The sequence below is a fragment of the Streptomyces sp. NBC_00400 genome (genome assembly GCF_036048035.1).
Classification (GTDB): domain Bacteria; phylum Actinomycetota; class Actinomycetes; order Streptomycetales; family Streptomycetaceae; genus Streptomyces.
Window position 1 is genome coordinate 3,542,818 of the sequence record NZ_CP107940.1, and the last position, 18,570, is coordinate 3,561,387.

Genomic DNA, 18,570 nt, shown 5'->3' on the forward strand with positions numbered 1-18,570 from the left:
GGGGCGGGCGTCCGCGGGCCGGCCGCCCGCGGCACCGGCCCGGTCGTCCCGCTCACCGCACCGGTTTGAGCGGCAGGACGGCGCTGACCCGGAAGCCGCCCCCCGGCCGCGGTCCGGCAGCCAGGGTGCCGCCGACCATGCCGACCCGCTCGCGCATCCCGATCAGGCCGTGGCCGAGGCCGTCCGCCCCGCCCTCTTCGTAGAGCTCGCGCTGCGCGCCCCGTCCGTCGTCCTCGATGAGCAGATCGAGATCGTCGTCCTGGTAGGAGAGGCGGACGGTCGCGCCGACGGCGGGGCCGCCGTGTTTGCGGGTGTTGGTGAGTGCTTCCTGGACGATGCGGTAGGCGGTGAGTTCGACGCTGCTGGGCAGCTCCCGCGGCTCGCCCTCGACCTGGAAGTCGACCGGCAGCCCCGCGCCGCGGACCTGCTCCATGAGGTCGCTGAGCTGGTCCACGCCCGGCTGGGGGACGTATTCGCCGCCCTCGGGCTGTTCGCCGGTGCGCAGGACGCCCAGCAGCCGGCGCATCTCGGCCAGCGCCTGGCGTCCGGTGCCGGAGATCGTCTCCAGGGCCTGCCGGGTCTGCTCCGGCGCGGCATCGAGGACGTATGCGGCGCCGTCGGCCTGGACGACCATCACCGAAACGTTGTGGGCGACGACATCGTGGAGTTCGCGGGCGATACGGGCGCGCTCGGCCGCGACCGCGATCCGGGACTGGGCCTCGCGCTCCTTCTCCAGCCGGGCGGCCTTCTCCTCCAGTTGTGCCCAGTAGGCGCGGCGGGTGCGCATGGAATCGCCGAGCACCCAGGCCAGGACGAAGGGCACGGTGAACAGCACCGTACCGAACAGGCTCTGGCCTATCGTCCGCCCGCCGAAGGCGTCATTGAAGCGAATGGTGGAGAGGGCGGGACCGACGAGGGCGCCGGCGAGGGCGCAGCGGGAGGCCCAGCGGGGGACGGCGGGTGCCGACGCGACGGTGTAGGCGATCACGAACATCGCGAAGTCGGCGGGAACGATCTGGACACCGGTGATCAGCTGGCCGACGCCGATGGCCGCCGTCAGCAGCAGCATTTTCACCGGAGCCTTGCGGCGCAGCGCGATGACGAGGCACAGGCCGGCCGAGAAGATCGCGCCGAAGATCCGGGGGCTGCCGGCCTCGGTCATTGCCCACAGGCCGCTGAGCCCGAGCAGGAGGACGGCCCAGAAGGTGTCCACTCCCGTCGGGTGCCTGCGGAGGAAGTCATAGAGGCGCTGCACGTAACCCAGCGTAGGCACCACGCATACGTGTACGAGTCAACCGGAGGAGCGATCCTGTGCGCCGGGCCTACTCCCCAAGGTGGAGACTCCATGCGCCAAATGTGTGGGAAGGGGGGACGGCCCGCGTACCACCCCGCCCGCGCGGGGCGGCGCCCGCCCGTACCGTGGGGCGGGTGACGAACGAGTGGTGCGGGTGGCGCGAGGCCACGGAACGGGCGCTGTACGGTCCCGGTGACGGCTTCTACACACGCCCTGGAGGCCCCGGTCCGGCCGGCCACTTCCGCACCTCCGTGCACGCCTCCCCCCTGTACGCCGAAGCCGTCGCCACCCTCCTGCGCCGGGTGGACGCCGCGCTGGGCCGTCCGGACCAGCTGGCGCTGGTCGATGTGGGCGCGGGGCGCGGTGAGCTGCTGACCGGTGTGCTGGCCGCGCTGCCCGACGAGGTGGCCGCGCGGCTGCGCCCGTGCGCGGTCGAGCGCGCCGCGCGCCCCCGGGGTCTCGATCCGCGGATCGCCTGGCGCAGCGAGCTGCCCGCCCCCGGCTCGGTCACCGGCCTGCTGTTCGCGAACGAATGGCTCGACAATGTGCCGGTGGACGTCGTCGAGACGGACGCGGACGGGGTGCCGCGCCGGGTTCTCGTCCGTGCCGACGGCACGGAGCGGCTGGGCGAGCCGGTGGACGGCGCGGACGCACAGTGGCTGGGCCGGTGGTGGGCGCCCCCGCCCGCGGGTGCCGCCGTGAACGCCCCGGATGCCGCCTCCCCCGGGCTGCGTGCCGAGATCGGCAGGCCCCGGGACGAGGCCTGGGCGCAGGCCGTCCGTACGCTGCGCGCCGGGCTCGCCGTCGCCGTGGACTATGCGCACGAGCAGGGCGACCGGCCACTCTTCGGCACGCTCACCGGCTTCCGCGACGGCCGCGAGGTGGCGCCCGTACCGGACGGGAGCTGCGACATCACGGCGCATGTGGCGCTGGACGCCTGCGCCGGGCCGTCGGCGCAGCGCCTGACCCAGCGCGCGGCGCTGCGTGCCCTGGGGGTGGACGGCCGCCGTCCGCCGCTCGCCATGGCCGCCACCGACCCTGCCGGCTACGTACGGGCCCTGAGCGCGGCCGGGGCCGCGGCGGAGCTGACCGATCCGGCGGGCCTCGGCGGCTTCGGCTGGCTCCTGGAGCCGGTGGGCGGGGCGTGCGCGGGCCTGCTCGGGCCGGCGGACGCCGCCTGAGGGCCAGGGCGGCTCCCTCGGCGGCGTGCTGCAAGACTGTTCCCATGACGGAGACGACGGTCGGCATCGGCGGCGCGGCGGAGAGCACCGACATGGTGCTGAACATCGGCCCGCAGCATCCCTCGACGCACGGCGTGCTGCGACTGCGCCTCGTCCTGGACGGCGAGCGCATCCAGCACGCCGAGCCGGTGATCGGCTATATGCACCGCGGCGCCGAGAAGCTCTTCGAGGCGCGCGACTACCGCCAGATCATCATGCTCGCCAACCGGCACGACTGGCTGTCGGCGTTCTCCAACGAGCTGGGCGTGGTGCTGGCCGTCGAGCGGATGCTCGGCATGGAGGTGCCGGAGCGCGCCGTATGGATGCGGACGCTGCTCGCCGAGCTGAACCGGGTGCTGAACCATCTGATGTTCCTGGGCTCGTACCCCCTGGAGCTCGGCGGGATCACCCCCGTCTTCCACGCCTTCCGTGAGCGGGAAGAGCTCCAGTCCGTGATGGAGGAGATCTCCGGCGGCCGGATGCACTACATGTTCAACCGCGTCGGCGGCCTCAAGGAGGACCTGCCGGCGGGCTGGCTCGGCCGGGCCCGGCACGCCGTCGCCGAGGTGCGCTCCCGGATGGACGTCTTCGACAATCTGGTCCTGGGCAACGAGATCTTCCGCGGCCGGACCCGCGGGGTCGGGGTGCTCGCGCCGGAGACGGTGCACGGGTACGGCGTCTCCGGGCCGATCGCCCGGGCCTCCGGTGTGGACTTCGACCTGCGGCGCGACGAGCCGTATCTGGCGTACGGGGAGCTGCAGTCCACGCTCAAGGTCGTCACCCGCGAGGAGGGCGACTGCCTGGCCCGCTTCGAATGCCTGCTGGAGCAGAGCCACAACGCGCTCGATCTCGCCGATGCCTGCATGGACCGGATCGCGGAGCTGCCGCCGGGGCCGGTCAATCAGCGGCTGCCGAAGGTGCTGAAGGCCCCCGAGGGCGCGACGTACGCCTGGACCGAGAACCCGCTCGGCATCAACGGCTACTACCTCGTCTCCAAGGGCGACAAGACCCCCTACCGCCTCAAGCTGCGCTCGGCGTCGTTCAACAACATCCAGGCGCTGGTGGAGCTGCTGCCGGGCACGCTGGTCGCCGATATGGTCGCCATTCTCGGCTCGTTCTTCTTCGTCGTCGGGGATATCGACAAGTAGACCGGACGGCCGCCTTTGCGCCCTCGTCACGGCCCGGGCGCCTTTGCGCCCTGCCCGTCACGGCCGGCTCGGGCCTGCCGAAAGCCGTCCGGCCCCGGAGCCGGTGAACGCTCCGGGGCCGGACGGCCGTCAGCTCAGGATCAGGAGATGGCGCTGCGCAGGGCGCCGAAGGCGAACTGCTCGGTCTCCTCGTGCGCGGTCAGGTCGATGACCTCGCCGGTGCCCGCGGTCGTGGCGCCGTCGCTCTGCTCGTCCGCGCGCCCGCCGTCCGTCCGCTGCTCGTCGCGGGGCTGCCCGTCGCGGGCGTTCCCGTCACGGGTGTGCTCGCCATCGGCCGCGGCGTCCTCCGCGGACGGCTGTGGACGCGCGTCCGTACGGGCCGCGCGGGCCGTACGTGCCCGCGCACGGGCCGACTGTTCGGCAAGCGCCTCGTCGCCGACGACATCCGCCAGGTCGTCCTCCAGCGGCGTGGACAGCTCCCGGGGGCCGGCGGCGGTCGCATTGCCGAAGAAGTCGAAGCCGCCCTGTGCGCGGGATGCGGCGGGGCGGGACGGGGCGAGGGCGGCTGCGGTGGCCGGGACCGGGCGGAGCGCGGGTCCGGAGGCGGCGGCCGTACGGGCCGGCGCGTCGCCCGTGCGCGGTGCGGCGGCCGCCGGCGGGGTCCCCCGGCCGTTCTCACCGTCCTGGCCGTCCCCGGCATCGCGGGCCGCGGGCGGCCCGGACCGGGTGGCCCCTTCGGCACCGGCACCGGCGCCGTCCCGCGCCAGGCGCGCGGCCTTCTGGGCGGTGCGCTGCCGGGCGGCGTTGCGGGCCAGCTGACGCAGCGCCCGGTCGGCCTCGGCGAAGGTCGCGGTGGCCCGAGCCGGGGCCGGAGCCGGGGATGCGGACGGGTCCTGGCCGTCCCCGTTCGCGGCGGGCTCGCGCCGGACCGGGAACGAAGCCGTCGAGGTCCCCCCTGTCCGGACGAAGTCGAGCGCGCGGGGCAGAGCGGCAGCGGCCGGCAGCGCCTTGGCCGGGGCGGCCGCCTCGATGGCGAGCAGCCGGCGGCCTTCCAGGGCGCTGGCCCGCTCGGTCTCCGCGGTGGCGTAACGGCGCAGCAGGGCGGCGTGTTCGCTGCGCAGCCGGGCCAATTCGGCGCGCTTGGCACGGAGTTTGGTCTCCAGGGCGGCGCGGCGCTCGCGGGATTCCTCCACATCCGTTTCGAGCTCGGCTATCCGCTCCTCGGTGCGCCACTCGTCGCGCACCCGGGCGCGGTCCAGTTCGGCGACCCGTCGGCCGGCGGTACGGTCCCAGCTCCGCAGAAGGACGGCGCCGGTGAGGGCGGCGGCCGCCGCGCCCGCGGCGAGCACCCGTTGCACCAGATCGTCGCCGACACACCACGCGCCCGCGGCGCAGGCAATTGACGCACCGGCGACCGTCGCGGGAGGAAGCAGCCGGTGGAGGGGTGGTGATTGGCGGTGGCGTCCTCGTGGCATGGCCAGAAACTTACCGTGCGTGCGGGACCTATGGGGCCCTGCACACGAATCCGTTTCCCGCTGGTTACTTCTCGACCAGATCCCTGGACTCCGGTCACCGTCTTACCGGTGCCGCCGGAGGCGACGGGCTTCGCCTTGGTGCCGTTCTTCTTCGCGTTGAGGAATTCGGCGAGGGTGGAGGCGTATTCCGGAACGACGTCGAACTGGCCCTTCTCCAAGGCCGGTTCCTACAGCTCGCGACGGTCCAGGGTCTGAACCCGTGTGCGGTAACCGGCATCGTCAGGACGCGGGAAGAGATCTACACACGTGTAACACCGCTTTCACGGCCGCCCGTCCACAAGGGGGCTCCACCACTGGGGACTCCTCGGCCCGCCCCCGTCGGCCGCACCGGCCGCACCGGCCTCAGGCCACCCCGCCGACCGCCCCGGCCTCACACCGACACATCCGCCCCGCCGTTCCCGTTGCCGTCGTCCTCCGGGAGCTTGCACACCCGCTCCAGGAAGACCGCCGCGGCGACCACCGCCACCCCGGCGGCCACCGACAGACCGGCGTAGATCGCCTGGTCCCGGCGCGGCACGGCATCGAGGCCGGTGGTCAGCAAAAACACGCCGACGCCGCCGTACAGCCCCGCGACCAGCGAGGCCACCAGCGCGCTCGCCTGGCCGAAGACCACCGCGCGGGCGGCCACCAGCGGATCGACGCCCTTGGCGCCCGGCCGGCGCTCGCGCTGCGCGCGCAGCCGCGCCCGGAGCGCGAGCGCGGTGGCGGCGAGCACCGCGGCGATCAGCGCCAGCACGATCGGCGCCGCCACCGGAACGCTGGGGAGGGTGCCGAGGGAGTCCCACAGCCGGGCGCCTCCCCATGCCAGCACCCCGGCCGCCAGAAACAGCCCGACCAGCACCTTGATGTGTAGCTGCTTCACCGAGCGATCGCCCCTCGCGCCGTCATGACCATCCCTGCCGCGGCAACCATTCTTACCGTTATGGCCGCCTTGTCCGTCCCGTACGCATGCATCCCGCAGGGAACCGACCCGCAACCCTAACGGCTACTCCGGCAGCCGCAGTTCCAGGTCCGCCCGCGGCGCCACGCCGTCACGGCCGACGGCCGACAGCAGCGCGGCCACCGCACCGTGCCCCGGAACCTCCGCCTCCGGGTCGATGTCGTGCCAGGGCGCCAGCACGAACGCCCGCTCATGGGCGCGCGGGTGCGGCAGCGTCAGCCGCGGGTCGTCGGAGAGCACATCCTGGTACGCCACGATGTCGACGTCGATCGTGCGCGGACCCCAGTGCTCGTCGCGGACCCGCTCGAAGGCCTCCTCGATGGCGTGCCCGCGCTCCAGGAGAGAGGCCGGCGGCAGCGTCGTCTTGATCAGCACCACGGCGTTGAAGTACGCCGGCTGGGAGCCCGGGGCCACACCCCACGGCTCGGTCTCGTAGACCGGGGAGACCGCCTTGACCCGCAGACCAGGGGTGTCCTCCAGCGCGTCGACGGCGCCCTGCAGCGTCTCCAGGCGGTTGCCGAGGTTGCTGCCCAGCGAGATCACGGCGCGTTTGGGGTTGGAGAGCGTCACATCCGCGGCGTCCACCTGCTCCACGACGGAGGCGGGCACCGGCTGTACGGTCGGGTCACCGGGCTGGGGGCGCCGCACGGCGGTGCCATCAGTGGTGGTGGTCGGCTGACGGGCGGAATTCATACTCGGCTCCGAGTGATGGTGATGGTCACGTCATCGAAGGGGACGGTGATGGGCGCGTCCGGCTTGTGCACCACCACCTCCACCTCCTGCACGCCCTCGTGCTTGAGGCACTGGCCGGCGATGCGCTCCGCCAGGGTCTCGATGAGGTCAACGGGCTCGCCCTGCACGACGGCCACCACCTCCTCGGCCACAACGCCGTAGTGCACGGTCTTCGCGAGATCGTCGGAAGCCGCTGCCGGGCGGGTGTCCAGGCCGAGCACCAGGTCGACGATGAAGGTCTGCCCTTCCTCGCGCTCCCGGGGAAACACCCCGTGGTGGCCCCGGGCCTTCAGCCCACGCAGCGCGACACGATCCACGCGAATCACTCCCACTGGTCCACGGCACCTCTGGCGCCACTGTTCGTCGGATTCCGGGCAGCCGCCGGAGCGATCCGGCAACACTGCCCCGGCGTCGAATCTACCTTCGAGGAACGACAGTCCTCGCCTACGGGGGCTATGGACAAGACCCCGTCCTGCTGCTAGAAGCCGCCCTTCGGGACAGCGTCCGGCAAACCGGGAGATCGTCCGCGCGGCCTCTTACCCCCCTGCCCACGCCCCACCCCTACCCGTGCCGCACTTGGCTCGAACGGGTGCGCCCTCGCCCGGATGGCTGACCCCCACCACTGACGACGGGGCAGGGCGCCGCCCCGGACGCAAGGGCGGGCGGCATGGCGAGGCTCACACCCCGTCCGCATCTCGATCGCGCCCCCGTCCGCCCCCGGATCGCGTCCCCGGGCGCACCGCCGCACTCGGACCCGCGCCCCGGGCGCACCGTCCCCTGACAGGGACGCCCCGGCAGCGGGCTCAGAGGGCGTCCTCGTCGCCGTCGCCGGCTCCCCCGGCCTCGTCGTCCTCGTCCTCCTCGTCGCGGTCCGCCAGCACCGGCGAGCCGTGGTGCGACCACACCCGCCAGCCGTCTTCCGTACGCCGGAAGACATTGGTCGCCACGACCAGCTGGCCGATCAGCGGCCCCACCGAGCCGTCGTCCTCGGCGGGCCCGCCGCTGAGGATGTTCTCGGTGCAGGTCACCAGCGCGGTGTCACCGACGACATCGATCTCCACATCGGTGAGGAAGAACTGGATGTACTCGGTGTTCGCCATGATCAAGGCGTACGAGCGCAGCACCTCGCCGCGCCCCCGCAGCACCGGCCACCCGGGGTGGACCACACTCACCTGACCGTCCAGCCACAGCTCGGACAGCGCCTCGTGATCGCCGCGCTCGATGGTCTCGTACAGCGTGGTGTTCGCCTGCTCGACCAGCTCGATGTCCGTCCGTGGGCCCAAGCCGCTCACACCGTTCCCGTCGTGTTCGCCGTCGTGTCGCTCATCTCACCCGCACCGGCCGCACCGGCCGTTCCGCCACGCCGGGCCGCCGCCGCGTCCTCCACGGCACGGGCCACCCGTACCGCGTCCGCGCTCGCCCTGACCTCGTGCACCCGCACCGCCCAGGCCCCCTCTCGCGCCACGATCGCCGACACCGCCGCCGTCGCGGCGTCCCGCTCCCGGGCCGGCGGCGGGGCAGCTCCCTCGTCCCCTGCCAGCACCCTGCCCAGGAACCGTTTCCTCGATGCCGCCACCAGCAACGGACGGCCCAGCGCCCGCAGCCGTGCGAGCCCGGCGACCAGCGCGAGATCGTGCTCCGCGTTCTTGGCGAAGCCCAGGCCGGGGTCGATGACGATCCGGTCCGGGTCGATCCCGCCGGCCACCACGCGCTCCACGCTCCGGGCGAGTTCGTCGACGACCTCCGCGACCACGTCCCCGTAGACGGCGCGGTTGTTCATGTCGATGGACTGGCCACGCCAGTGCATCACCACGAACGGGACGTGGTGCGTGGCCACCACGGGCACCATCGCCGGGTCGGCGGCGCCCCCGCTGACGTCGTTGACCAGGCGTGCCCCGGCCTCCACGGCCTGTTCGGCGACCGAGGCGCGCATGGTGTCGACGGAGACCACGACACCGGCGGCGGCAAGCTCCCGGACGACCGGGACGACCCGGCGCAGCTCCTCGGCCTCGTCCACCCGCGCCGCGCCCGGCCGGGTCGACTCACCGCCCACGTCCACCATGTCGGCGCCCTGCGCCACCAGGTCGAGGCCGTGTTTGACGGCGAGTTCGGTATCGAACCAGTCACCGCCGTCGGAGAACGAATCGGGCGTCACATTGACGACGCCCATCACCGCGCAGCGTTCCCAGTCCGGCAGTCCGGCCACCCGGCCACGCAAGGTACTCATGGCACCAGCCTAGGCCGTGTGCCGACCGGCCGGATTGCTGCCGTCGGCTGCGGGGCCGCCCGGGCGCCGGCACGCTCCGGGACGATACGGAACGACTCCCTCCGGCGCCTGGTCCGGCAGTCGGTCAGGCGGTCGGTCAGGCCGCCCGCTCGACCGCGCCCGCCGCCCTGACCGGCTCCGGCGTGTGCACGCACGGCCGCGGCTCGGCGGGCTTCCGGCGCCGCAGTACGCGCGGCAGGCTCAGCTCCAGATAGCCCTCGGCCTGCAGCGCCGCCAGGCCGATCCGGGGGATGTCGCGGCTGTTGCGGAAGACCACGAAGCGGGGCTCCCAGCGCGGCCGGAACTTGTCGTTGAACTTGTACAGCGACTCGATCTGGTACCAGCGGGACAGGAAGACCAGCATCCCGCGCCAGACCCGGATGACCGGCCCCGCGCCCAGCTTCTCGCCCCGCTCCAGGGAGGACCGGAAGACCGCGAAGTTCAGCGACACCTGCTTGATCCCGAGGTCCGGGGCGGCCTGCAGTGCGGCGACGATCAGCAGCTCGTTCATGCCGGGGTCGGCACTGCGGTCGCGCCGCATCAGCTCCAGGGAAATGCCGCTGTCGCCCCACGGCACGTAGTGCTGCATCGCCTTCAGGTCCCCGTACGGGCCGGGCTCCTCGCCCTCGCCGGCCGCCAGATGCGCGGTGGCGATCACCGCGTCGCCGTCGGCCACCGGGTCGATCCGGCCCAGCGCCATGGAGAAGCCGCGCTCGGTGTCGGTGTCCCGCCAGGCGTCCGCGGCCTTCTGGACCTGCGCCAGTTCGGCCGGGTCCAGATCGCGCACCCGGCGCACCCGGGTCTCGTAACCGTTGCGCTCGATGCGCTTGACCATCTGCCGTACGTTGCGCATCGCGCGGCCGGCGAGGGTGAAGTCGGCCACCTCCACGATCGCCTCGTCGCCGAGCTCCAGCGCGTCCATCCCGGTCTCCCGGGTCCACACCTGGCCGCCGGTCTCGCTGCAGCCGGTGACCGCCGGGGTCCAGGAGTGCGCCTTGGCCTCCGCCATGAAGCGCTCGATGGCGCCCGGCCAGGCCTCGACATCGCCTATCGGGTCGCCGCTGGCGAGCATCACACCAGAGATCACCCGGTAGCAGACGGCGGCCTTGCCGGTCGGGGAGAAGACCACGCCCTTGTCGCGGCGCAGCGCGAAGTAGCCGAGCGAATCACGGGCGCCGTGCCGGGCGAGCAGTTCGCGCAGCTGCTGCTCGTCGTCGCCGGTCAGCCGGGCCGCCGGGTGCTCGGGGCGGAAGGCGAGGTACGCGGTGGTGGCGACCGTCAGCAGGCCGAGCGCGCCGAGGGAGTAGCCGACGGTGTAGTCCACGTGCTCGGTGTAGCCGATCGGACCCTCGAAGCCGCACAGGCCCCACAGGACGTGCTGGACACGGTCCCAGACGGAGGGCGAGCCGATGATCTTGTTGGGGTGGGAGCTGACGATGATCATGCCGATGCCGAAGCCGGCACCGCCGAGCACGACGAAGTTGGCCACCGCCTTCCAGCGGCTGCGCGGGTCGGGCAGCGCCGCGAACTCCCTGCGGTGCCACACCAGGAACGCCAGCAGGGCCAGCGAGAGCACCGCGCCGAACACGGAGTGCCGGTAGACCAGCTGAGCGGCGATCCCCACCGGGAGCAGCGCCACGGCCGCTCCCCAGGCCCGCCGCTTACGCCGCTTGAGCCCGTGGGCCAAAAGGAGCAGCAGGATGCCCACGACGAGGGACGCGGCGGCCGCCAGCGGGCTCACCGCGCCCGGCAGCACCTCCGCGAGGGCGTGCACCCGGCTGTGCCGGAACCGCGGGAACATCCCGGCGGCGAGGTTCAACAGGCCGACGACCACACCGGCCGTGCCGACGCACGCCGGCACCACTTCGGGCCGCGGACCGCGGAGCCAGCGTGGCGGACGCCACGCAACCTTCTCCGACTTTTCGCCATCTAGCCTGTCAGACATCACTTTCCCGTCGCCCCGGTCGAGAGAACGTGCGAGCCTTGTCGCAGCATCTGGACTTTATGCGCCCTGTATGACGGCGTTTCAGGGCTAAGGGTTCCACCAGCGGTACGGATGGCCCGGCCGCCCGGAAGAAAGCACCACATGGGTCTCACCAGCAAGAAAGTGCTGCTTCTTGCCGTCCTCGTTGCGGTGGCACTGTTCGCCCTCACCGTTTGGCTCTGGCCCCGCCTGGCCAAGGGGAACTGGCGCGCCGTCCTCGGCCGTGTCGGACTCCTGTTGGCGACCCAGCTTTCCCTCTTCGCCGTGATCGGCCTGTCCGCCAACAACTCGTTCGGCTTCTACGCGTCCTGGGCCGACCTCTTCGGCCAGGAGCAGGAGCCGGGTGTGGTCACCAATTACCAGACCGGACCGAACGGCACCAAGCTGCAGATGCTGGGTACCGAGCGGGTCAGCGTCCGGAACGGGTCGCGCCCGGCGGTCGGCGGCCGCATCGACAAGGTGTTGATCCAGGGCGAACACTCCCGGATCGCCAGCCCCGCCTTTGTCTATCTGCCGCCGCAGTACTTCCAGAAGGAATACGCGCACAAGAAATTCCCGGCGGCCCTGGTGCTCACCGGCTATCCGGGCACCGCCCAGGCGCTCTACAAAAAGCTGCATTTCCCGCAGACCCAGCACGAACTGCTCAAGAAGCACAAGATGCGGCCGACCGTCCTGGTGATGATGCGTCCGACGGTCGCGCCGCCCCGCGACACCGAGTGCATGGACATACCGCGCGGCCCGCAGACCGAGACCTTTTTCACCAAGGACCTGCGTGCGGATATCGCCGGGCACTACCGAATAGGGCGCGAGGCCGAGAGCTGGGGTGTCATCGGTGACTCCACCGGCGGCTACTGCGCGCTGAAGATGACCATGCGCCACCCCGACGCGTACTCCAGCGCCGTCGCCCTCTCCGGTGTCTACAAGGCCCCCCTCGACGCCACCACCGGCGACCTCTTCGGCGGCAACCCGCAGCTGCAGCGCGAGAACAACCTGCTGTGGCGTCAGCAGCACCTGCCGGCCCCCGAGGTGAACCTGCTGGTCACCAGCAGCAAACAGGGGGAGGGCAATTACCACCAGACGCTGCGGTTCATCCAGCAGACGAAGTCACCGAGCCGGGTCTCGTCGATCATCCTCGACAGCGGCGGCCACAACTTCAACACCTGGCGCCGCGAGATCCCGGCCGCCCTGGAGTGGCTGGGCAACCACCTCAAGGCCTGACGGGGCGGTACGCGTCCATATGGCCCTGCCCTCGGCCGGGTTCCTCAAGCAGCGTCTTGAGGGGCCCGGCCGTTGGCGTTCTCGGGCACGCGCCACGGCGAGCGAGTACCGGGCTCGCGCCTCGGCGGGCGGGTATCGGGCTCCTCGCCTCGGCGGGCGGGTATCAGGCTCCTCGCCTCAGCGGGCGAGTATCAGGCTCATCGCCTCGGCACGCGTGGCGGCGTCGCGCAGCTGGCCGCGGACGGCCGACGTCGTCGTCTTGGCTCCCGGCTTGCGTACGCCGCGCATGGTCATGCACATGTGCTCGCACTCGATGACGACGATCACGCCGCGCGGCTCCAGGATCTCCATCAGCGAGTCCGCGATCTGCGTGGTCAGACGTTCCTGCACCTGCGGCCGCCGGGCGTACACATCGACCAGCCGGGCCAGCTTGGACAGGCCGGTGATCTTGCCGTCGGCGGACGGGATGTAGCCGACGTGCGCCACGCCGACGAACGGCACCAGATGGTGCTCACAGCTGGACACCAGCTCGATGTCCTTGACCAGCACCATTTCGTCATGGCCGAGGTCGAACGTGGTGGTGAGCACGTCCTCCGGCTTCTGCCACAGCCCGGCGAAGATCTCCTTGTACGCCCGTGCCACCCGCGCCGGCGTCTCCAGCAGTCCCTCTCGGTCCGGGTCCTCGCCCACCGCGATGAGCAGCTCGCGGACGGCGTTCTCGGCGCGCTTCTCGTCGAATGTGCCGATCTTGCCGTCGACGCCCAGCGTCACAGGGTCGGTCATGTGGTGCCTCGTTCCTTCTGCGCCCGCTCGTAATCGCGGTGGAATCGCGAAATGCCGCGCCCCCCAGATTAAGCCTGGGGGGCGCGGCATTTATTCCGGGGCCGTGGGCCCGGGAATCAGCTCTCGGGACGCTGGTCCTCGGGGGCTTCCGCCTTCTCCGTGGAGACGGAGGCGGTCGTGGTCACCGAGCCGTTGGCCGGGGCCAGCTCCCGCGGCGAGAGCACCGGCGGGCGGCTGGAGGGCGTACGGCGCGAGGAGCCGGTCCAGGCCGGGCGGGCCGGGCGCTTGACCACGTGCTTGAAGAGCTCGGCGATCTCCTCCTTGTTGAGGGTCTCCTTCTCCAGCAGCGTCAGCACCAGGTTGTCCAGCACATCGCGGTTCTCGACCAGGATCTCCCACGCCTCGTTGTGCGCGGTCTCGATGAGACTCTTGACTTCCTCATCGACCAGCGCGGCGACCTCTTCCGAGTAGTCGCGCTGGTGACCCATCTCACGGCCCAGGAAGGGCTCGGAGTTGTCGGTACCGAACTTGATCGCGCCGAGCCGTTCGGTCATGCCGTACTGCGTGACCATCGCGCGGGCCGTTGCGGTGGCCTTCTCGATGTCGTTGGCGGCACCCGTGGTCGGGTCGTGGAAGACCAGCTCCTCGGCCGCGCGGCCGCCCAGCATGTACGCCAGCTGGTCGAGCATCTCGTTGCGGGTCGTGGAGTACTTGTCCTCGTCGGGCAGGACCATGGTGTAGCCCAGGGCCCGGCCGCGGGACAGGATCGTGATCTTGTGCACCGGGTCGGAGTTCGGTGAGGCCGCCGCGACCAGGGCGTGTCCGCCCTCGTGGTACGCGGTGATCTTCTTCTCCTTCTCGGACATGATCCGGGTCCGCTTCTGCGGGCCGGCCACGACGCGGTCGATCGCCTCGTCCAGGAAGTGGTTGTTGATCAGCTTCTCGTCGCTCCGGGCCGTCAGCAGCGCGGCCTCGTTGAGCACGTTCGACAGATCGGCACCGGTGAAGCCGGGGGTGCGCTTGGCGACGGCCGAGAGGTCGACGTCCTGGGCGACCGGCTTGCCCTTCTGGTGGACCTTGAGGATTTCGAGACGTCCCTGCAGGTCCGGGCGGTCGACGGCGATCTGCCGGTCGAAACGGCCGGGGCGCAGCAGCGCCGGGTCGAGGATGTCCGGACGGTTCGTGGCGGCGATCAGGATCACGCCGCCCTTGACGTCGAAGCCGTCCATCTCGACCAGCAGCTGGTTGAGGGTCTGCTCGCGCTCGTCGTGGCCACCGCCCAGGCCCGCACCGCGGTGCCGGCCGACGGCGTCGATCTCGTCGACGAAGACGATCGCCGGGGCGTTCGTCTTGGCCTGCTCGAAGAGGTCACGGACACGGGAGGCACCGACACCGACGAACATCTCGACGAAGTCGGAGCCGGAGATCGAGTAGAACGGGACGCCCGCCTCGCCGGCGACGGCACGCGCCAGCAGCGTCTTGCCCGTTCCGGGCGGGCCGTACAGCAGCACGCCCTTGGGGATCTTGGCGCCGACGGCCTGGAACTTCGCCGGCTCCTGCAGGAACTCCTTGATCTCGTGGAGCTCCTCGACCGCCTCGTCCGACCCCGCGACGTCCGAGAACGTCGTCTTGGGGGTGTCCTTGGTGATCAGCTTCGCCTTCGACTTCCCGAAGTTCATCACTCGGGAGCCGCCGCCCTGCATCTGGTTCATCAGGAACAGGAAGACGACCACGATGAGGACGAAGGGGAGCAGCGAAAGCAGCACCGAGACGAATGGGTTCTGCTTCGACGGGGAGACGGTGTACCCGTCCTTGATCTCGCCGGTCTGGTACTTGGCCTGCAGGTTCTTGGCCACGTCGACGCCCTGGTCGCCGATGTAGCTCGCCTGGAGCTTGTTGGAGCCGTCGATCTTGTTGGAGCCCGACAGCTCAATCTTGATCTTGTTCTCGTCACCGGTCGTCAGCTCGGCGGATTTCACCTTGTTGTCAGCGATCGCCTTGACGACCTGACCGGTGTCCACCGTCTTGTAGCCGCCGGACGAGCCGACGACCTGCATCAACACGACCACGGCGAGGACGGCCAGCACGATCCACATGACCGGCCCACGGAAGTATCGCTTCACGTCCATCCATACGGAGCCGCTGAGGCCCCGTCCCTCCTGCCACAGTGAGGCACAACGCCCTTGGGAGGGCTGGTCGTGCGTACGGTGTATTACTGGCCCGAAAAAGAACTGCCTTCGGACGGTACCCCAGCATTGTCACCCGGCGCCTGCGCCGAGGGTGAACACGAAGCCGAGGATTCCGTTCTCCCTGCTCCAACGGCGGGAGGCCCCGAAGGGTTCCCGCCGCCCCGCGGCAGCCGGTCCGGGCCCCGCCCGGCCAGGCCGGCCGGACGGGCACACAAAGCGCCCTCAGCCGCCGTAGACGTGCGGCGCGAGAGTACCGACGAACGGCAGATTGCGGTACTTCTCCGCGAAATCGAGGCCGAACCCCACCACGAACTCGTTGGGGATGTCGAAGCCGATCCACTTCACGTCGATGGCGACCTTGGCCGCGTCCGGCTTGCGCAGCAGCGTGCAGACCTCCAGCGAGGCCGGCTCCCGCGAGCCGAGGTTCGACAGCAGCCACGACAGCGTCAGACCGGAGTCGATGATGTCCTCGACGATCAGGACGTGCTTGCCCTTGATGTCGGTGTCGAGGTCCTTGAGGATGCGGACCACACCGGAGGACTGGGTGCCCGCGCCGTACGACGACACGGCCATCCAGTCCATCGTGACGGGGGTGGACAGCGCGCGCGCCAGGTCCGCCATGACCATCACGGCGCCCTTGAGGACACCGACGATGAGCAGGTCCTTGCCCGCGTACTCCGCGTCGATCTTCGCGGCCAGCTCCGCCAGCTTCGCGTCGATCTCTTCCTTGCTGATGAGAACCGACTGAAGGTCGGAGCCCATGTCCTTGTCGTCCACCCGTGCCACTCTCGCTCTGTTCGGTGTTCGCGTCAGTCGTGAGACTTCGGATGCGGGGCAGCGTCTGCGGCTCAGCCCTGCCGGATCACCAGTCTGCCACCCTGCCGTCGCACACCCACTCGCCCGGGGAGGTTGATGGCCCCCTGCCCCCGCCAGGCCGTGATGAGCCGGTCCACTTCTTCGATGTGGCGGGCGAAGAGCGAACCGGCCGGTGCGCCGGCGCCGATGACGGCCCGGCGCAGCACCCGGCGGCGCACCGCGGGAGGCAGGGCGAAGAGAGCGGCGACGTCGAGGGTGCCGGTGTCGTCGAGGACCGTGCCCTCCGCGTCCGCGGCCCAGGCGTCCAGGGCGTCGGCATCGTCGCGGGAGAGCTGGGCGGTCCGGGCCAGCGCCTCGACGACGCCCTTGCCGAGCGCCTTCTCCAGGGCGGGCAGGCCCTCGTGGCGGAGGCGTGAGCGGGTGTAGGCGGGGTCGGTGTTGTGCGGGTCGTCCCAGACGGGCAGCGACTGGATCAGACAGGCCTTGCGGGCGGTCTGGCGGTCCACGTCGAGGAAGGGGCGGCGGTAGCGGCCGTCCCTGCCGCTGGTCGCCGCCATACCGGAGAGCGAGCGGGTCCCGGAGCCGCGGGCGAGGCCGAGCAGCACCGTTTCCGCCTGGTCGTCGCGGGTGTGGCCGAGGAGGACCGCGGTGGCGCCGTGGCGCTCGGCGGTGGCATCCAGGGCGGCGTAACGAGCGTCACGGGCGGCGGCTTCCGGTCCGCCCGCCCCTCGCCCGCCACCACCCCGGTACGCGGTGCCGTGCGCCACCCTGTTCGGCGCTTCCACATCGACGGCGACGACCTCGACGGGGTCCAGTCGCAGGCTCCGCAGCCGCAGGGCGACCTCGGCGGCGCGGAGGTCCGAGCCCTCCTGGAGGCCGTGGTCGATGGTGACGCCCCCGGCGCGGACCCCGAGCTTGGGGGCCTCGAAGGCGAGAGCGGAGGCGAGCGCCATCGAATCGGCGCCGCCGGAGCAGGCGACGAGCACGAGCGGGGGCTCGTGCCGGTCCTGCGCGCAGTGGTGGGTGAGGACGTCGTGGAGTACGCGGCGGACCGCCAGGCGTATCGCGGCGACCGCTGGATGGGGACCCATGTCCGTTTCCAATCGTTCAGCTGGGAGCCCGCCGGTGAGGGCATCTTCGTCACACAGAGTGCCTAGATGGTGACAGAGGCGAGCGGTTCCCCGAGCATTGCACGCCTATCCATCCGTAACGGTCCCTCAGACGGGTGATTGAAGGGGCGCGCTACTGCCACCCGGCGTGCCCAGCTCACGCCGTTCGATTACGGTGCCCCGTCCGCTTTGCGGTGCACCCGCGCGACCCAGTCCGCCGGTTTGGCGATCTCTTGTTTGGTCGGGAGGGTGTTCGGCGACGTCCAGACGCGGTTGAAGCCGTCCATCCCGACCTCCTCGACGACCGCGCTGACGAACCGCTCGCCGTCGCGGTACTGCCGCAGCTTGGCGTCCAGGCCGAGCAGCTTGCGCAGCGCCTGGTCCAGCCGCCCGGCGCCGCTGGCCCGGCGCTTCTGGAACTTCTCGCGGATCTCGGCGACCGACGGCACGACATCGGGGCCCACGCCGTCCATCACGTAGTCGGCGTGGCCCTCCAGCAGGGACATCACCGCCGTCAGCCGGCCCAGGATCTCGCGCTGCGCGGGCGTCTGGACGAGATCGACGAGGGAGCGGCTGCTCTCCTCCTCGCCCTCCTCGCCCTCGGGCTTGGCGCCGGCCAGCGACTGGGCGGCCTCGCGCAGCCGCTCCAGGAGGGTGCCCGGATCGATGTCCGTCTCGCCGAGGAACGCCTGGATCTCGCCCTCGATGTGGTCCCGCAGCCAGGGAACGGCGGTGAACTGGGTGCGGTGGGTCTCCTCGTGGAGGCACACCCACAGCCGGAAGTCGTGCGGTTCCACGTCCAGCTCGCGCTCCACGTGCACGATGTTGGGCGCGACGAGCAGCAGCCGTCCGCCCTGTGCCCCCGCCGGCAGGTCCCGGGAGGCCGGGGCGAAGGTCTCGTACTGGCCGAGGACCCGCGAGGCCAGGAACGACAGCAGCATGCCCAGCTCCACGCCGGTGACCTTGCCGCCCACCGCGCCGAGCACCGCGCCGCCGGGGACCGCCGAGCGGCGGTCCTCCATCTTGGCCAGCAGCGGCTTGAGCACGGCCCGGAAACCAGCGACGTTCGCCTTGATCCAGCCGGGCCGGTCCACGACGAGGACCGGCGTGTCATGCGGCGCCTCGCCCGTCGCGTCGGGCTGTGCCATCCGCGTAAAGGCCCGGACGTGCGCCTCGGAGGACTTGGCGTGCTTGCGCAGCTCGGCGACGATCGCGCGCGCCTCGTCCCGGCTCACCTCTGGCCCCGGCCGTACGAACCGGGTCGCGGTCGCGACCGCGAGGTTCCAGTCGACCATCTCGGTTCCACCGATGCTCGTCATGAGTTCACCGTACGTGG

General features: G+C 71.3%; 16 protein-coding genes and 1 pseudogene. 3 read left to right on the top strand and 14 right to left on the bottom strand.

Translation table 11 applies throughout. From position 1 onward, the window contains the following. Positions 1 to 52: 52 nt before the first annotated feature. Complete coding sequence (locus tag OHS81_RS15550; RefSeq protein ID WP_328385362.1) at positions 53 to 1,255, bottom strand: sensor histidine kinase; 1,203 nt, start codon at positions 1,253 to 1,255, stop codon at positions 53 to 55. A 173-nt stretch (positions 1,256 to 1,428) separates the two neighbouring features. On the opposite strand from OHS81_RS15550, the gene OHS81_RS15555 reads away from it, so the two are divergent. Both OHS81_RS15555 and OHS81_RS15560 read left to right on the top strand, forming a co-directional pair. Next, positions 1,429 to 2,475, top strand: a complete 1,047-nt coding sequence (locus OHS81_RS15555) for an SAM-dependent methyltransferase (RefSeq protein ID WP_328385363.1) — start codon at positions 1,429 to 1,431, stop codon at positions 2,473 to 2,475. Between the two features lie 44 nt (positions 2,476 to 2,519). Continuing rightward, complete coding sequence (locus OHS81_RS15560; protein ID WP_328385364.1) at positions 2,520 to 3,662, top strand: NADH-quinone oxidoreductase subunit D; 1,143 nt, start codon at positions 2,520 to 2,522, stop codon at positions 3,660 to 3,662. A gap of 140 nt (positions 3,663 to 3,802) precedes the next feature. Here OHS81_RS15560 and OHS81_RS15565 read toward each other — a convergent pair whose 3' ends face one another. The 8 genes and pseudogenes from OHS81_RS15565 to OHS81_RS15600 all read right to left on the bottom strand — a co-directional run bounded on the left by OHS81_RS15565 (position 3,803) and on the right by OHS81_RS15600 (position 11,080). After that, entirely contained in the window at positions 3,803 to 5,137 is a 1,335-nt protein-coding gene (locus tag OHS81_RS15565) for a hypothetical protein (RefSeq protein WP_328385365.1), read from the bottom strand. 83 nt (positions 5,138 to 5,220) lie between these two features. Beyond that, positions 5,221 to 5,415: pseudogene (locus OHS81_RS15570) on the bottom strand (glycine betaine ABC transporter substrate-binding protein); the annotation flags it as partial. 152 nt (positions 5,416 to 5,567) lie between these two features. Further along, a complete protein-coding gene (locus OHS81_RS15575; RefSeq protein ID WP_328385366.1) occupies positions 5,568 to 6,059 on the bottom strand; it encodes a DUF3180 domain-containing protein in 492 nt (163 codons plus the stop codon). A 123-nt stretch (positions 6,060 to 6,182) separates the two neighbouring features. Then, on the bottom strand, positions 6,183 to 6,830 hold the full coding sequence (gene folK, locus OHS81_RS15580; protein ID WP_328385367.1) for a 2-amino-4-hydroxy-6-hydroxymethyldihydropteridine diphosphokinase: 648 nt from the start codon (positions 6,828 to 6,830) through the stop codon (positions 6,183 to 6,185). Further along, on the bottom strand, positions 6,827 to 7,186 hold the full coding sequence (gene folB / locus OHS81_RS15585; RefSeq protein WP_030077148.1) for a dihydroneopterin aldolase: 360 nt from the start codon (positions 7,184 to 7,186) through the stop codon (positions 6,827 to 6,829). The genes folK and folB overlap by 4 nt, the downstream gene beginning before the upstream one ends. A 486-nt stretch (positions 7,187 to 7,672) precedes the next feature. Next, positions 7,673 to 8,152 (bottom strand): nuclear transport factor 2 family protein, encoded by a 480-nt coding sequence (locus tag OHS81_RS15590; protein ID WP_129294924.1) that lies wholly within the window; start codon positions 8,150 to 8,152, stop codon positions 7,673 to 7,675. Positions 8,153 to 8,157: 5 nt separating this feature from the next. Next, positions 8,158 to 9,096 carry a dihydropteroate synthase gene (gene folP, locus OHS81_RS15595; RefSeq protein WP_328385368.1) on the bottom strand — a complete coding sequence of 313 codons (939 nt, stop codon included), beginning with the start codon at positions 9,094 to 9,096 and terminating at the stop codon, positions 8,158 to 8,160. A 136-nt stretch (positions 9,097 to 9,232) separates the two neighbouring features. After that, complete coding sequence (locus OHS81_RS15600) at positions 9,233 to 11,080, bottom strand: phosphatidylglycerol lysyltransferase domain-containing protein (RefSeq protein ID WP_328385369.1); 1,848 nt, start codon at positions 11,078 to 11,080, stop codon at positions 9,233 to 9,235. Between the two features lie 141 nt (positions 11,081 to 11,221). Between OHS81_RS15600 and OHS81_RS15605 the strand changes: the two genes are divergently transcribed. Then, complete coding sequence (locus OHS81_RS15605) at positions 11,222 to 12,337, top strand: alpha/beta hydrolase (RefSeq protein ID WP_328385370.1); 1,116 nt, start codon at positions 11,222 to 11,224, stop codon at positions 12,335 to 12,337. Positions 12,338 to 12,514: 177 nt separating this feature from the next. On the opposite strand, the gene folE is transcribed toward OHS81_RS15605, so the two are convergent. The 5 genes from folE to OHS81_RS15630 all read right to left on the bottom strand — a co-directional run bounded on the left by folE (position 12,515) and on the right by OHS81_RS15630 (position 18,553). After that, complete coding sequence (gene folE / locus OHS81_RS15610) at positions 12,515 to 13,120, bottom strand: GTP cyclohydrolase I FolE (RefSeq protein WP_088799191.1); 606 nt, start codon at positions 13,118 to 13,120, stop codon at positions 12,515 to 12,517. 116 nt (positions 13,121 to 13,236) lie between these two features. Beyond that, entirely contained in the window at positions 13,237 to 15,249 is a 2,013-nt protein-coding gene (gene ftsH, locus OHS81_RS15615; protein ID WP_328385371.1) for an ATP-dependent zinc metalloprotease FtsH, read from the bottom strand. 282 nt (positions 15,250 to 15,531) lie between these two features. Further along, positions 15,532 to 16,071 carry a hypoxanthine phosphoribosyltransferase gene (gene hpt / locus OHS81_RS15620; RefSeq protein WP_328391189.1) on the bottom strand — a complete coding sequence of 180 codons (540 nt, stop codon included), beginning with the start codon at positions 16,069 to 16,071 and terminating at the stop codon, positions 15,532 to 15,534. 86 nt (positions 16,072 to 16,157) lie between these two features. Then, a complete protein-coding gene (gene tilS / locus OHS81_RS15625) occupies positions 16,158 to 17,216 on the bottom strand; it encodes a tRNA lysidine(34) synthetase TilS (protein ID WP_328385372.1) in 1,059 nt (352 codons plus the stop codon). A gap of 188 nt (positions 17,217 to 17,404) precedes the next feature. Then, complete coding sequence (locus tag OHS81_RS15630; RefSeq protein ID WP_328385373.1) at positions 17,405 to 18,553, bottom strand: zinc-dependent metalloprotease; 1,149 nt, start codon at positions 18,551 to 18,553, stop codon at positions 17,405 to 17,407. Between the last annotated feature and the right edge of the window lie 17 nt (positions 18,554 to 18,570).